The organism is Pyruvatibacter sp. (genome assembly GCF_040219635.1).
In the GTDB taxonomy this organism is placed as follows: Bacteria; Pseudomonadota; Alphaproteobacteria; order CGMCC-115125; family CGMCC-115125; genus Pyruvatibacter.
Genome location: NZ_JAVJSC010000003.1, coordinates 886,175 through 901,454, shown reverse-complemented (window position 1 = coordinate 901,454; position 15,280 = coordinate 886,175). Strand labels below are relative to the sequence as shown.

Below are 15,280 nucleotides of genomic sequence, written 5' to 3'. Positions count from 1 at the left end.
GAAAACCCGCGTCGCTTGGTTCCTGCGTGGAGGTCAACCAAAGCCCTGCCTGCGGTCGCAGACTTGTTCCGGTTCAAGGGTTAACCTGCCCCCTTCGCCCTTTCTCCAAATGACGGCATGACAACGCCGGACATCTGGAGACTGCTGCCCTGAACAAAATGGGGCATCCGACACTCACTATTGGACTATGGTTCGCCCAGTCGCGTTTTCGTCTTACCGGAAGGCCTTTGCCTATGAGCATCCTTGTCGCGCTGCACCACGTCACCGAGTATCGATACGACAAGTCGGCAGCGCTGGGAACGCAAACGATCCGCCTTCGGCCAGCTCCGCATGTCCGCTCCAATATCCAGTCCTATTCCCTGAAAGTTTCGCCAAAGGACCATTTCATAAACTGGCAGCAGGACCCTTTTGGCAACTTTCTGGCCCGCGTCGTCTTTCCGGAGCCGGTGCGTAATTTCAAGATTGAAGTAGACCTGCTTTCTGAAATACGCGTGTTCAATCCTTTCGACTTTTTTCTTGAAGACTATGCCAAGGACTTTCCCTTTTCGTATGAGAAAGACCTTCGTGACGAACTGGCCCCCTATCTGGAAATCAAGGAGGGCGATCCGGCCCTGATGGCCTGGATTGATACCCTCGACCGCAAACCACAAAGCATCATCGATTTTCTGGTCGCCGCCTGCCAGAAACTGAGTGGCTCCCTAAAATACGTGGTGCGGCTGGAACCAGGCATTCAGGGGTGCGATGAAACCCTGCAACTGGGCAGCGGATCATGCCGCGATATGGCGTGGCTGCTGTGCCAGGCCCTTCGGCACCTTGGTCTGGCAACACGATTTGCGTCCGGGTATCTCATTCAGCTGGCCGCAGACGTAAAATCACTTGATGGTCCGTCGGGAACCGAAGTGGACTTCACGGATTTGCACGCATGGACCGAGGTCTATCTGCCTGGCGCGGGCTGGGTGGGGCTTGATCCGACATCCGGCCTGTTTGCAGGCGAGGGGCATATCCCGCTGTGTTGCACGCCCAACCCGTCGAGCGCTGCACCGGTAACGGGCACGCTGGAAAGCGGTGTTCAGGCGACACTCATGCATGAAATGACGGTCACGCGGATCACTGAGGGGCCGCGTGTCACCAAGCCCTACAGCGACGCGATGTGGCAGAATATTGACGCGCTGGGCAGCAAGGTTGACGAAAAACTGGAGAAGCAAGACGTCCGACTGACGATGGGAGGTGAACCCACATTTGTGTCGCTTGATGACCGCGAGCACAATGCTTGGCACTACGCGGCCCTGGGTGCCGACAAGAAAAAACTTGGTAAGGAGATGGCGCGCCGGCTGCGTGGGCGCTTTGCGCCTGGCGGGTTGCATATGTTCACCCAGGGCAAATGGTATCCGGGCGAAATCCTTCCGCGATGGGCACTGCCGTGCTTCTGGCGTCTGGACGGCAAGCCTATATGGCAAGACCCGGACTTGCTTGCTGATCCCGACACACCGCTGAAACACACACTGAAAACCGCTGAGCGTTTTCTTGGTGCCGTGGCGCAAACCCTTGGCATACCCGACGAATACGTTATTCCGGCACGCGAGGATACGCCGTACTACCTTTGGAAAGAACGCCGTCTTCCTTTGCAGGACGACATGATGGGCGCAGACGTTTTTGAAAAAACTGAACGTGAGCGTCTGCAGACGCTGATGGAGAAGGACCTGAATGAACCGGTGGGCTATGCGTTACCGCTTCACTATTCACATCGGCGCAACCAATGGATCAGCAATCGCTGGACATTCAAAAGTCCGCATATGGTTTTGTTGACGGGCAACTCGCCAATCGGGCTAAGACTGCCTCTTGCAAGTCTTCCCTCCCCCAAAGAGGCAGAGCAGGAGAAAAGTCCCGAACTGAGTGCCTTTGAAGCTGTTGAGCCTTTGCCCTCACACAGCTCATTCAGGAAACGGATTTCGGCACGCCTGGATGCCGACGATACGGCTTTCCGTGATGATCCCAACGGACTGGTTTACTCTGCTCTGTGTGCGGAGGTTCGTGATGGCGTGCTGCATCTGTTCCTGCCGCCTGTGCCGTGGGCTGTGCATTTTCTCGAATTGATCGCAGCCATCGAAACCGTTGCGAAAAAACTGAAAACACCCGTTGTGTTGGAAGGCTACACACCGACCGCCGATCAGCGACTGGGGCACTTCAGTGTGACGCCAGACCCCGGTGTCATCGAAGTCAACGTTCAGCCGGCAGGGACATGGGAAGAGCTTAAAACCATCAGCAGCACTGTGTATCGCGAAGCACGCGAAACGCGCCTGTCGTCTGAGAAGTTCAGTCTTGATGGCAGACGGATCGGCACCGGCGGGGGCAACCATATTGTTATGGGGGCCGCAAAGCCTGCTGACAGCCCGTTTCTGCGACGTCCCGACCTGCTGCAGTCGCTTGTCACATTCTGGCAAAACCACCCTTCGCTCTCCTACCTGTTTGCGGGTTTGTATATCGGCCCGACCAGCCAGTCGCCGCGGATAGACGAGGCGCGCCACGACGCTCTCTATGAACTGGAAATCGCCTTCCAGCAGATGCCGGAGAAGGGCAACGAAGTGTCACCCTGGTTGGTAGATCGGTTGTTGCGCAACCTTCTGGTTGATCTGACAGGCAACACCCACCGTGCCGAGTTCTGCATCGACAAGCTCTACAGTCCCGACAGCGACCGCGGCCGACTTGGGCTGCTTGAGATGCGGGGCTTTGAAATGCCGCCACATTCACAGATGGGGCTGGTGCAGGCCCTGTTGCTGCGTGCCTGCATTGCTCACTTCTGGAAACGTCCCTATGACGGCCAGTTCGTGCGGTGGGGCACACGGCTGCATGACCAGTTCATGTTGCCGCATTACATCCGCGACGATTTTCGCGATGTGCTGCATGTGTTGAAATCGGGCGGATATGCATTTTCTGAGGAATGGTTTGAGCCGTTTTTCACTTTTCGGTTTCCTGAATGCGGGCGCACCCAGGTTGGCAGTACAACGCTCTCCCTGTGCACTGCGCTGGAGCCGTGGCCGGTTATGGGCGAGGAACCAGCAGGCGGCGGCGTCAGCCGGTCTGTCGATGCAACCGTTGAGCGCTTGCAGCTAACGGCAAGTGGTCTCACCGATGGCCGCCACATTGTGACCTGCAATGGTCGGCGCGTGCCCCTTCAACAAACACATGAGAATGGTGTTCAGGTTGCGGGTGTGCGATTCAAGGCGTGGGCGCAACCCTCCAGCCTGCATCCAAAGTTGCCGGTCAATGCGCCGCTTGTTTTTGATGTGATCGACACAGCGCGGGCGCGCTCGATTGGCGGCTTCACCTACCACGTTGCCCATCCTGGCGGGCGCAATTACGACACGTTTCCGGTCAATGAAAATGAGGCGGAGGGGCGCCGACTGTCGCGCTTCGAGGCCATGGGGCACACGCCTGGCAAAGTTTCGGTCCCACAGCCAGAACACAATCCGTCGTTTCCGCTAACGCTCGACCTGCGTTTCAACGCCTGAGGGAACTACCAGGTTCGCTGCGGTGCGCGGCCCACGCCCGCTGGCAGGTCAGCTGCCAGGTCAGCGGGTACAACAGATCGTAAGGCTGAGAACCGCGCATTGCCGATTCACACGGGCGGTATCCGCCGCGGGTGGTGATCTTGCGAGGTCCCTTAGCTAAGGAACCAGCGCAACCCCGCAAAACACAATAACCCCGGCGATGGTCCGCCGGGGTTTATGTCTTTGTACGGATCAGATTGACTGGTCTACGGCGCCTTCTTTTTGACGCGGTAGGCGTGCAGCAGCGGCTCGGTATAGCCGCTGGGCTGTTTGGCGCCTTCATAGACCAGAGCCTTGGCGGCTTCGTAGGCCAGACCGTCAAACTTTGGTGCCATTGGTTCGTAGGCCGCGTCGCCCGCATTCTGGCCGTCAACTTTTGTGGCCATGCGTTCAAAGGCTGCATCCACCTGCGCAGGGGTGCAGATACCGTGCATCAGCCAGTTGGCCATATGCTGGGACGAGATGCGCAAGGTTGCGCGGTCTTCCATCAGGCCGATGTCGTTGACGTCCGGCACCTTTGAACACCCAACGCCCTGGTCGATCCAGCGCACGACATAGCCCAAAATGCCTTGGGCGTTGTTTTCCAGCTCGCGCTCCACAACGTCTGTTGGCCAGTTGGTGTCTTTTGCCAGCGGGATTGTCAAAAGCGTGCTGAGTGCCGGGGTTTCGCGTTTGGCAATTTCGGCACGCAGGCCGAACACATCAACCTGATGATAGTGGATGGCGTGCAGCGTAGCGGCTGTGGGGCTTGGTACCCAGGCGGTATTGGCGCCCGTTTTCGGGTGGCCGATTTTCTGTTCCAGCATATCGCCCATACGGTCAGGGGCGGCCCACATGCCCTTGCCTATCTGTGCCTTGCCCGACAAACCGCAGGCCAGGCCAATGGCGACATTGCGCTCTTCATAGGCCTTGATCCAGTCGGTAGTTTTCATGTCGGCCTTAAGGATCATCGGTCCGGCTTTCATGCTGGTATGCATTTCATCGCCGGTGCGATCCAGAAAACCTGTGTTGATGAACACGATGCGCCCCGAAACTGCCTTGATGCAGGCAGCAAGGTTGGCGGACGTGCGCCGCTCCTCGTCCATGACGCCCACCTTGATGGTGTTGCGGGCGAGACCCAGCAGGTCTTCAACGGCAGCAAACAGACTGTCGGTGAAGGCAACTTCCTTCGGCCCGTGCATCTTGGGCTTCACAACATAAATAGACCCTGCCGGGCTGTTGACGCGGCGACCGTTCCTGCCGACATCGCGCAGGGAAATGAGGTTGGTGATAATGCCGTCGAGCACGCCCTCAGGGGCCTGACTGCCATCGGCAAGCAGCACGGCCTCGGTTTTCATGAGATGCCCTACGTTGCGCACCAGCAGCGTGCTGCGGCCCTGCAGCGTGGCGGCTTTGCCGTCCGGGGTTGTATAGTCCTTGTCAGCGGCCAGTTTGCGGGTCAGCGTTGCGCCGCCCTTTTCAAAACTCTCCACAAGGTCGCCATTCATCAGGCCGAGCCAGTTTGTGTAGGCGTCCACTTTATCCGCGCAATCAACAGCGGCGACTGAGTCTTCCAGGTCAACAATGGTGGTAAGCGCTGCTTCCATCAGAATGTCGGTGACGCCCGCGGGGTCCGTCGAGCCGACATTTGTGGAGCGGTTGATCAGGATTTCGATGTGCAGGCCGTTGTGCTTCAGCAATATCGACTGCGGGTCGGCGGGCAGGCCGGTGAAACCCGCGAACAGCGACGGGTCTTTGAGCGCCGGCACCAGCGCGCCGCCCTCTACCGTGTAGCCTTTTACGTCCTTGTGGCTGCCAGAAGCCAGCGGTGCCACCTCGTCGAGCATACTCTTGGCGCGCTCCACAACCTGTGCACCACGGTCTTCGTCATAGCCGGGACTTTTGGCTTTGCCCGGCAGCGCATCCGTGCCGTAGAACGCGTCATACAGACTGCCCCAGCGCGCGTTAGCGGCGTTGAGCACAAAACGGGCGTTGAGCGATGGCACAACAAGCTGCGGCCCAGCCATGGTTGCAATTTCGGGATCCACATTGGCCGTGGTGATTTCAAACGGTGCAGGCTCATCGACCAGATAGCCAATCTCGCGCAGGAATGCTTCGTAAGCTGCGTGATCGGTGATTGGGCCGGGGTTGGCCGTGTGCCAGGCATCAATCTTCGCCTGAAGATCTTCGCGCTCGGCGAGCAGAGCATCATTTTGGGCAGAAAACCGAGTGAAGATAGCAGATGCACCGGCCCAAAAGGCATCGGCATCGAGACCCGTTCCGGGCAGGCATTTGGTTTCAACAAACTCCACCAGAGGAGCTGCGACCTTGATGTCAGCCTTGTCGAGATAGTTCATGGATTTTCCTCAATACCTGTGGGACGCGCTCGCGGCGGCAGGACATTCGCCCGCTGAAAGCCAGAGCGCTGCCAATTTGCTGACCGGGAGGTACCCTATTGGGGTGCCGGGGGGCAAGTCCGCAGGCCGGTAATGGACGAAGTGATCTTCAGGTTATATCCGGTTCGGGTTGATGGCTGTCATGGTTGATGCGTTTTTGACGCTGTGCAATTAAATGCGTGCCATGAGCACACAAACCTCGAGCTGCGTGCAGGGTGTTTACATCAGCGCAGAGCATAGTTTCAGTAAACAGCCGGTTTCCGGGATCGAGCTTGTAGCCGGGCTTGGGGTCATGGGTGATTGCCACATGGGGGCACAGGTGAGGCATCGATCGCGTGTTGCGGCGGACCCCGGGCAGCCCAATCTGCGGCAGGTGCATTTGATGCCTGCAGAGCTGTTCGACGAACTGCGGCCGGACTTTGACATCAACGGAGGTGATCTGGGGGAGAATATCACCACCCGTGGCATCGACCTGTTGTCCCTGCCTACCGGCGCAATGCTGAAAATAGGTGACACGGCACTGGTGGCAGTCACCGGTCTGCGCAACCCGTGCCAGCAAATAGAGGCCTTTCGCACAAACCTGTTGAAGGCGGTTGTGCAAAGAGGTGCGGACGGAAAGCTTGTCCGCAAAGCGGGCATTATGGGTGTTGTAGTGCTGGGCGGAACGGTACGCCCCGGCGATGTCATTGAGGTGACACTTCCGCCGGAGCCATTTGTGCCGCTTGAGCGCGTTTAGCGTGGTGGCATTCTGATGCCGCCGTCCAGGCGAATGGCCTGACCGTTAAAGTAGGTGTTGCGGACCAGTTCCAGCACCAGACTTGCAAACTCCGGCGGGTTGCCAAGGCGCTTGGGGAACGGCACGGAAGCCGACAGACCCTGCAAGACCTTTGGCGGCGCGGCCTGCATGGGCGGCGTTGCAAAGATGCCGGGCATGATGGAATTGACGCGAATGCCAAGATCCATCATGTCGCGGGCCATCGGCAGCACCAGCCCGTTCACACCCGCCTTGCCGGAGCCATAGCCGACCTGCCCCATCTGGGCATCCTGTGCCGCGACTGACGACGTCATGATGATGACACCGCGCTCGCCGTCTTCGTTTGGCTCAAGGGATGCCATGCCAAGTGCCGACAAGGACGCGACACGATAGCTCGCAACCAGAATACCATTGATCGAATACGCATAGTCTTCGGTGGGAAAGCGCATGAACTCACCAGTATCGCGATTTCGCCCCACTGTCTTTTTGCCGCCGCGCGAGGTCATGGCGCAGTGGACGCAAATGCGCTCCTGGCCTTGGGCGGCGCGAGCTTTTTCAAAACCGGCAATCACACTGTCCTCGTCCGTGACGTCCACCCTGCAAAAGAGGCCGCCAATCGATTTGGCCATTGCTTCGCCTGCATCTTCGTTCAGATCAAAGATTGCAACCTTCACACCCGCATCTGCCAGCGCCTGTGCGCTTGCCTTGCCAAGACCTGATGCGCCACCCGTAACAACGGCGGCCGTCGTGCTGTCTATCTGCATCTATTTGCTCCCTGTACGGATTTTTAAAGAATGTACCCATCGCCAGTGGCGCGCACGGTGACGTCGCCTAGCGACACACCCCATGGCTGGTTAATGACCATGATAATGGCATCTGCGATATAGCCGGGATCGAGCACGGCATATTGCGGGCTGTCGGGGTTGGCCTGGTCGGCACTGAGCTGGCCTTCTGCATACTTTGCCATGATCTCGCCATAGCTGAGCGCGTTTTGCCCAAGGATGCCCACCACCGCGTCAGGGTTGACAACGCCGGTGCCAAGCGCTGTGCCCGGCACGCCTGTTGGCCTGATGACCGTGACCTTGATTTTGCCCTGCGCTTCGACGCGCAGCGACTCCGACAGATAATTTACAGCCGTCTTGGTAGCCTGATATACCCCGGAGCCGAGCACCGGAAAATTGCCGTAGATCGACGATAGGTTGATGACGTGGCCACGGCCCTGCACCATCATTTGATCGTACACGGATGAAATCCCGTTCAGCACGCCCTTGATGTTGACGTCGATGCACCGCGACCACTGGTCGGCGGCGGCCTCATGATCGGCAAAGAAAGCCAGCGGCATGGTGCCGGCATTATTTACCATCACATCAATGACGCCATAGGTATCGACGGCATGTTTTGCCATTGCGCGCATCTGCGCCAAGTCGGCCACATTGGTGGCAATGCCCGATGCTGTGCCACCGGCATCCGTCACTTGCTGCACGGTTTCAGCGAGCGCGGCCTCATCAATGTCGGCGCAAATGATTTTTGCGCCTAGTGCAGCTGCCTTTTGCGCGACCAGACGGCCAAAGCCGCCGCCCGCACCCGTCACGATAATGACTTTGTTTTCAATGTAATTCGTCACAGTCTTCTCTCCCTTGCCTGGATATGTAAATCGTGATGCTGCCGACTTTGCGTCAGGCGTTCTTGATCGTCAGGCCTCCATCCACGGGAATGGTTGCACCCGTGAGGAAGCTGGAAGCAGGGAGCACAACGGATAACGTGACATTTGCCACTTCTTCGGGAATGCCATAACGGCGCAGGGGAACACGGCGCTTGGCAAAGATCTCTTTGTGTTCGTCTGAGATGCCCGACGTGATGCCTGTAATGATCGGCCCCGGACAAATGCAGTTGGCCGTAATCCCATCGCGGCCAAACTCAACAGCCATCGCGCGTGTCAGGCCGATGACACCTGTTTTGGCGGCAACATAGGCTGAGTTCATTGGCGTCGCGCCCAGCCCCTCGGTCGAGGCCACATTAACAATGCGCGCAGCGTCAGACTTTCGCAGATGCGGCAGAGCGGCGCGCACCATGCGCTGGTGCGAGGTAAGCATCACGTTGAGGCTCAGATCCCAGCTTTCGTCATATCCGTCCTCGCCCAGCGGTACGGGTCGCGCAAGGCCCGCGTTGTTGACGATGATGTCTATGCCGCCGAATGTCTCAGCCGTTGCCGCAACCACCCGCTTGATCGCGTCATGATCCCCAACATCGAGTGCCCATGCTTTGGCGGTCTTGAAACCGGCGGCCTCAATCTCCGCAACCACGGCGTCACATCCCACTTGCTCCAAATCGGTGACGGCCACATTTGCGCCCTCTCGGGCAAACAGATGCGCCGTCGCCCGGCCCATGCCGCTGGCGGCTCCGGTGACGATGGCGGTACGTCCGGCAATAGACCGGTCAAGTGGCTGATAGGGGATCATTATGGCGTTTCCTCAGGTTGTTTTTTTCGCGCACCACAATAGGCAGTTCACCTCCCTGAGCAATACGGGGCCCTGAGCAATACGGGGCCCTGAGCAACAAGGAGCTCTTGATCAGCATGGACACTGCAGGCACCATTTTGCGGAAAACACTAAAGCTCAACACAAGGACACCCGATGACTCATGATTTTGTGGTCAGCCGCGCCGACCTGCGGGATGCCCGCCTTGCCAAGGCTGCCCCTCTTAAGCCTGGTAACGGCCAGGTGGTGCTGGCGGTTGAGCGGTTCGCGCTGACCGCCAACAACATTTCCTATGGCATGGCGGGCGACATGCTGGGCTATTGGAACTTTTTCCCGGCCAGCGAGGGACTGGGCCGCATTCCGGCCTGGGGCATTGCCCGTGTAACCAAAAGCAATCATCCCGGCATAACCGTCGGTGACAGATTTTTCGGCTATGTGCCGATGTCCAATGAGGTGTTGATGATGCCGGTGGCGGTGTCGGCGCGGGGCTTCAATGACGGATCAAGCCATCGCGCCGACCTGCCTGCTATCTATCAGGAGTATCTGGCAGTCACGCCCGCCAACGGTTTTGACGGCAGGACGGACGACCTGCAATGCATCCTGCGTATTCTGTACGTGACGTCGATGCATATGGACGATCATTTTGCGGCCAACGGTTTTTTTGGTGCATCTACGCTCATCATCGGCAGCGCTTCCAGCAAAACCGGGTACGGGCTGGCCTATCTCGCCGGCAAGCGACCTGGCGTAAAGGTGGTTGGCCTTACGTCGGAATCAAACAAGAGCTTTGTCGAGGGGCTGGGCCTCTACGACACGGTATTGTCCTATGACGAGGTTGCGAAACTCCCTCGAAGTGAACCAAGCATATATGTGGACATGTCGGGCAATCGCAGCGTGCTTGCGCAGGTTCACGCGCATTTAGGTGACAGGCTGAAAAACAGCACGGGCGTAGGGGCCACCCACTGGGATGCGCCCCGTAATGATGCAGCCCCCTTGCCAGGCCCCGTTCCGGACTTCTTTTTTGTGCCAACCCACATGGTTGAGCAGCGCGAGAAGGACGGGCTTGCAGCGCATGACGCGCGCATTGCGGAAGGGTCGCTGGCGTTTTGCAGCGTCGCTGAAAACTGGGTTGAGCTGCGAAGCCACGCCTTTACCGACATGGGGACGACCTATGCCTCGCTACTTGAAGGTGTAGTCCCCGGAGACGGGCACATTGTTGCGGTTTCCAAGGGTTAAGGCGCAGTAGAGCACACTCACTCGGGCATCTTGATCTTGGTGGCAATGCCCCCATTTATTAAGGGTCTGGTGCCCATACTGGGGCTGGATGGGCTGACTTTGCGGGTTTTCCGCGCATCAGCCCTGAGATAAAGCCGCTTTTGTATGAGGGCTTTTGCACATGACACGGGTTACCCCTTTTACCCACCCGTTGCTGCTGGGTTTTGATGGCCTTGAGCAGCTTCTGGATCGGGTCGGCAGGCTGTCGAATGATGGCTACCCTCCCTTCAACATTGAGCAGACGCACAGCGCTGACAGTGCCGGAGATGGTGATCTCCACCGGTTCCGCATTACGCTTGCCGTTGCCGGCTTCACCCGCGACGAGCTAGCCGTGAGCGTTGAAGGTAACGAGCTTGTGATCCGCGGCAAGCAGTCCGAGGACGAAGATCGCGCCTATCTACATCGCGGCATTGCCGCACGGCAGTTCGTGCGTGTTTTTGTGCTGGCAGATGGTCTGGATGTTATTGCCGCAGACCTTGAAAATGGGCTCTTGAGCATTGATCTGGTCAAGCCGGAACCCGCTCAATCGGTGCGACGTATCGAGATTGGCCCCTCAACTGGAAACACGCGCCAGAAAGTCCGCCAGCTTGATGACACCGCCCCCGAACCCGTGTCGCAAAAATCTGCCGTCTAACCCAGAGGCAGGCGTAACAAGGAGTATGCGTCATGAATAACGAACAGGTTTCACCCATGGTCCGTAGCGCAATGAGCACACAGGACTTTGCAGCGCTTGGCGCGCCCAAGATTGTGTATGTGCGAGAAGTCGGACAGGACGCAGTGCGCGATGTTATCGGCGATGACACCGACATTCCAACGGATGCCCGGTTCTTTGCGGTGCACGCCGCTGACGGTACCCGTATGGCTATTGTTGATGATCGTGAAGCAGCCTTTGCGGGCGCGCGCCAGTATGACCTGGATCCCGTCAGCGTACACTAATGTACGCATAAGCCGACGAAGTCCGGCGCAGACTAGGCGGCGTGGCTTTCAGCGGGCCGTGTGAGTGTCTGAAAGAGTTCGGCTACCGTGCTCGCACTGCGAAGCTGGTTGGTCACGGCTTCATTTCGCAGCAGGCGCGAAATGCGGGCCAGAGCCTTAAGATGGTCCGCGCCTGATTCTTCGGGGACCAGCAGCAGGAAAACCAGATCAACCGGCGCGCTGTCCACAGCATCAAACTCTATGGGTGTTTCAAGACGCGCAAAAAAGCCCTCAAGCTGCGTCATGTCCGCCAAGCGGGCATGGGGTATGGCAATACCATGACCAACGCCGGTGGAGCCAAGCCGTTCGCGTTCAATCAGTGCTTCAAAAATAACACGCGTATCAATGCCGCTGGCCTCACTGGCGCGGCTCGCGAGATCCTGAAGCACCTGTTTTTTGCTGCCTGAATGCAGGCTCGCAAAAACACGATCGGCCGTCACGAGATCTGACAGATCCATATCACGTCCCTAAATGCTGCACGCCCGGCCCCGCTTGCGGGGCGCCCAGAGCGAGCAAAAAGTCAAACTATAAACTGCGCGCTCGCGGAGCTTGTGTCCGTCTGTTGTGCGCCTTCATGTGTCGGGCTATTTGCCCAGTTCCACCCAGCCGATGTTTCCGTCGTCGCGGCGATATACCATACTCACGACCTCATCCGATCCGGCCTTGAACAGCAGGAAAGGCTTATCCGCCAAATCCAACCGCATCACGGCTTCACCCACGGACAGGCGCTGCAACTTGGTTGTTGTTTCGGCGATGATGACGGGCTGGTCGTCTGCCGGGCCGTCTGACCCGTCATCACTCATTTCAGTATCAATATCGGCATCGCTGCTCTCGCCCGCAAGAACGCGGGCTGGCAACTCGAACTCGTCCGGAGCGGCCCGTCCTTCTGCATGGTGGTCTTTCAGACGGCGCTTGTGGCGGCGCAGGCGCTTTTCCATCTTGTCGGCAGCGCCGTCAAAACTTGCATAAATGTCGCCTGCGCGATCCTTGCTTTGCAACACCACGCCGTGGCCCAACCGCAGCGTGCAGTCAGCCTGGTACTCATGCCCCTCTTTCGAGAACACCACATGTGCATCCGTTGCGCGGTTGAGATATTTTTCGGCAGCCGCTGCAAGACGGTCCGTAACGTGGGTGCGCAGTGCGTCTCCCACATCGATGTGTTTGCCGGTGACTTGAACCTGCATGAGCCTCATTTGCGCCGGTGGCGCGCTTGCCAGTAGGTATAACGCGTAGTCGTTCAATGCGCGTTGGCGGTGGTCCCGCCGGGTCCAGGATATGCCTGCATAACACTGCACACATCGCCTGAGCGCCGGACCCTAGTTATCTCCCCCATGGGTGTCAACACGCCCTTTAAGAGCCTCAACGAGCACAGAGGCTGGCCTGAATTATACTTACCTATCAGGCGCTTAGCCGCTTCGCGCGGCGGCGCTCAACAGACGATGGTATATGCAGCGCCTCTCGGTACTTGGCGACGGTGCGCCGGGCAATATCAATGCCGCTCAGTTTGAGAATCTCGACAATTTTGTCGTCCGACAGGATTTTTGCAGGGCTTTCTGCATCTACCAGTTCGCGGATGCGATGGCGCACGGCTTCAGCGGAATGCGCGTCGCCGCCATCGGTTGCTGAAATGGCGGACGTGAAAAAATATTTCAGTTCAAATACGCCACGCGATGTGGCCATGAACTTGTTTGAGGTCACCCGGCTGACCGTTGATTCATGCATCTCGATCGCGTCTGCAATCGTCTTGAGATTGAGCGGGCGCAAATGCGAAATGCCATGGGCGAAGAATCCGTCCTGCTGACGGACGATTTCCCGGCTGACCTTCAAAATCGTGCGGGCGCGCTGGTCAAGGCTCTTCACCAGCCAGTTTGCTGTCTGCAGACAGTCTGACAGATACAGTTTGTCGTCTTTCTTTTGGGTCGCCCCGGCAACGGTTGCGTAATACTGCTGGTTCACCAACACGCGCGGCAGGGTTTCGGTATTGAGCTCAACGGTCCAACCACCCCCCTGAGCGGCGCGCACAAACACGTCCGGCACAACAGGAGCCGCAGTTTCGCCGCCCATGACCAGGCCCGGACGCGGATCAAGCGCGCGGACTTCATCGATCATGTCGCGGATGTCTTCTTCATCCACGCCGCACACCTTGCACAGCTGGTTGAGGTCGTGGCGCGCGACAAGCTCAAGGTTGTCGAGGAAGCACTGCATGACCGGGTCAAGGCGGTTTTTTTCCGCCAGTTGAAGCGCCATGCACTCCTTCAAAGAACGGGCGAAGACACCGGTAGGTTCAAAACCCTGACAAACCTGCAGAACCTGCTCCACGTCCTGCAACGAGGCACCAAGGCGTTCGGCGAGGTCAGCCAGTGTACCGGGTGCGCCATCTTCGCCTGCGTCAAGACGCAGGTACCCGGCGTCATCCACGCCATCAATCAGAAACCGGCCGATCATCCGTTTGTCAGGGTCAAAAATCGCCATATCAAGCTGTTCGGTGAGGGCTTCCCACAAGGTAAGGTCGCGGGTCAGGCGGCCCTCAAGGTCCATGTCGGACCCGTCCATGCCGCCACCGCCACTGCCGCCTGCCGACGATGACCAGTCGGAACCGCCCAACGCTGCGGGCGGCGTGTCGCCGTCCGTTCCTGCCCGGTCAGACCCCGCATCTTCAGGATGGATATCGTCGAAACTGGTGTCGATTTCAGAGGTTGCCGACGCGTCGTCCAGCGACATGGGTGCCGGGTCGGGGTCAGCAAAATCATCACCGCCTGCCGCCGAGGCATCACCGTTCATTGCCGTGTCGGCCTCAGCACCTGCCGTATCACGGTCGGCGCTTTCAGCAGCTGCGTCCGGCACGTCGGGGCGTTCGTCGCGATCAAGAAGCGGGTTTTTTTCGAGTTCCTGCTCTACGAACGACGCGAGCTCGATGTTGGAGAGTTGCAGGAGCTTGATGGCCTGCTGGAGTTGCGGCGTCATGACAAGGGACTGGCCCTGACGCATCTCCAGACGTGGTGCTAATGCCATCGCGCCCCGCCTTCCCGCCTACAGCGAAAAGCGCTCGCCGAGATAAAGGCGGCGCACGTCTTCGTTGCCGACGATCTCGGAGGGCAGGCCTTCCAGAAGAAGCTGCCCATCGTGAATGATGTAGGCGCGGTCAATCAATTCGAGGGTTTCACGCACATTGTGATCCGTGATGAGCACGCCGATGCCGCGCTCTTTCAAATGGCTGACAAGTTCGTGGATGTCGCCTGTGGCAATGGGGTCAATGCCCGCAAACGGCTCATCGAGCAGCATGTAGTTAGGCTGGGCCGCCATGGCGCGGGCAATCTCGACGCGGCGCCGTTCACCGCCTGACAGCGCAATGGATGGAGTCCGGCGCAGATGCGTGATGGAAAACTCTGCCAGAAGCTCGTCCAGCATGTTTTCGCGGCTCGCGTGATCCGATTCCACCAGCTCAATGACGGCACGAATGTTCTCTTCAACCGTCAGCCCACGGAAGATAGATGCTTCCTGTGGCAGGTAACCAATGCCCATGCGGGCGCGGCGGTACATTGGCAGGTTTGAAATATCCACACCGTCGAGTTCGACGCGCCCGTAATCAGCTTCCACCAACCCGGCAATCATATAAAAACAAGTGGTTTTGCCCGCGCCGTTCGGGCCGAGCAGACCTACAGCCTCACCACGTTCCACATGCATGGAAACGCCGCGCACGACAGGGCGTTTGTTGTAGGTTTTGCCGATTGCCTCCACGACAAGACCCGACGAGGCCGCAACAAGGCGCGGGCCTGAGCCTGCCGCCGTGTCAGCTTTTTGTGTGCCAGGGTGTGTTGTCGTGCGGTTCATACCGTTCATTAGTTCGCCTTGCGCTTAAAATTCTGTGAACCATGTTGA

Annotated in this window: 13 protein-coding genes; 5 read left to right on the top strand and 8 right to left on the bottom strand. The window is 58.4% G+C overall.

The genetic code is table 11. The features are described from left to right. Window positions 1–233: 233 nt before the first annotated feature. A complete protein-coding gene (locus tag RIB87_RS07755; RefSeq protein WP_350145233.1) occupies window positions 234–3,509 on the top strand; it encodes a transglutaminase family protein in 3,276 nt (1,091 codons plus the stop codon). Window positions 3,510–3,754: 245 nt separating this feature from the next. Here RIB87_RS07755 and RIB87_RS07750 read toward each other — a convergent pair whose 3' ends face one another. Then, on the bottom strand, window positions 3,755–5,884 hold the full coding sequence (locus RIB87_RS07750) for a malate synthase G (protein ID WP_350145231.1): 2,130 nt from the start codon (window positions 5,882–5,884) through the stop codon (window positions 3,755–3,757). Between the two features lie 214 nt (window positions 5,885–6,098). On the opposite strand from RIB87_RS07750, the gene RIB87_RS07745 reads away from it, so the two are divergent. Then, the gene (locus tag RIB87_RS07745) at window positions 6,099–6,659 is read left to right on the top strand and encodes an MOSC domain-containing protein (RefSeq protein WP_350145229.1); all 561 of its coding nucleotides are present in this window, start codon (window positions 6,099–6,101) and stop codon (window positions 6,657–6,659) included. On the opposite strand, the gene RIB87_RS07740 is transcribed toward RIB87_RS07745, so the two are convergent. The 3 genes from RIB87_RS07740 to RIB87_RS07730 are packed head-to-tail and all read right to left on the bottom strand — an operon-like array spanning window position 6,656 to window position 9,136. After that, the gene (locus RIB87_RS07740) at window positions 6,656–7,441 is read right to left on the bottom strand and encodes an SDR family oxidoreductase (protein ID WP_350145227.1); all 786 of its coding nucleotides are present in this window, start codon (window positions 7,439–7,441) and stop codon (window positions 6,656–6,658) included. The two genes, RIB87_RS07745 and RIB87_RS07740, sit on opposite strands and share 4 nt — an antisense overlap. Window positions 7,442–7,464: 23 nt before the next feature. After that, complete coding sequence (locus RIB87_RS07735; protein WP_350145225.1) at window positions 7,465–8,301, bottom strand: SDR family oxidoreductase; 837 nt, start codon at window positions 8,299–8,301, stop codon at window positions 7,465–7,467. A gap of 52 nt (window positions 8,302–8,353) precedes the next feature. After that, window positions 8,354–9,136 carry an SDR family NAD(P)-dependent oxidoreductase gene (locus tag RIB87_RS07730; RefSeq protein WP_350145223.1) on the bottom strand — a complete coding sequence of 261 codons (783 nt, stop codon included), beginning with the start codon at window positions 9,134–9,136 and terminating at the stop codon, window positions 8,354–8,356. A gap of 174 nt (window positions 9,137–9,310) precedes the next feature. Here RIB87_RS07730 and RIB87_RS07725 point away from each other — a divergent pair, with 174 nt between their 5' ends. The 3 genes from RIB87_RS07725 (at window position 9,311) to RIB87_RS07715 (ending at window position 11,362) form a co-directional block, all read left to right on the top strand. After that, window positions 9,311–10,387, top strand: a complete 1,077-nt coding sequence (locus RIB87_RS07725; RefSeq protein ID WP_350145221.1) for a DUF2855 family protein — start codon at window positions 9,311–9,313, stop codon at window positions 10,385–10,387. 160 nt (window positions 10,388–10,547) lie between these two features. Beyond that, window positions 10,548–11,060, top strand: coding sequence for an Hsp20 family protein (locus RIB87_RS07720; protein WP_350145219.1), 513 nt, complete (start codon window positions 10,548–10,550; stop codon window positions 11,058–11,060). A gap of 32 nt (window positions 11,061–11,092) precedes the next feature. Next, window positions 11,093–11,362 (top strand): DUF1150 family protein, encoded by a 270-nt coding sequence (locus RIB87_RS07715; protein ID WP_350145217.1) that lies wholly within the window; start codon window positions 11,093–11,095, stop codon window positions 11,360–11,362. Window positions 11,363–11,394: 32 nt separating this feature from the next. Here RIB87_RS07715 and ptsN read toward each other — a convergent pair whose 3' ends face one another. The 4 genes from ptsN to lptB all read right to left on the bottom strand — a co-directional run bounded on the left by ptsN (window position 11,395) and on the right by lptB (window position 15,232). Next, complete coding sequence (gene ptsN / locus RIB87_RS07710) at window positions 11,395–11,859, bottom strand: PTS IIA-like nitrogen regulatory protein PtsN (RefSeq protein WP_350145215.1); 465 nt, start codon at window positions 11,857–11,859, stop codon at window positions 11,395–11,397. Window positions 11,860–11,985: 126 nt separating this feature from the next. After that, entirely contained in the window at window positions 11,986–12,585 is a 600-nt protein-coding gene (gene hpf, locus RIB87_RS07705) for a ribosome hibernation-promoting factor, HPF/YfiA family (RefSeq protein ID WP_350145213.1), read from the bottom strand. A 214-nt stretch (window positions 12,586–12,799) separates the two neighbouring features. Continuing rightward, entirely contained in the window at window positions 12,800–14,413 is a 1,614-nt protein-coding gene (gene rpoN / locus RIB87_RS07700) for an RNA polymerase factor sigma-54 (RefSeq protein WP_350145211.1), read from the bottom strand. A gap of 18 nt (window positions 14,414–14,431) precedes the next feature. Further along, complete coding sequence (gene lptB, locus RIB87_RS07695; protein WP_350145610.1) at window positions 14,432–15,232, bottom strand: LPS export ABC transporter ATP-binding protein; 801 nt, start codon at window positions 15,230–15,232, stop codon at window positions 14,432–14,434. Between the last annotated feature and the right edge of the window lie 48 nt (window positions 15,233–15,280).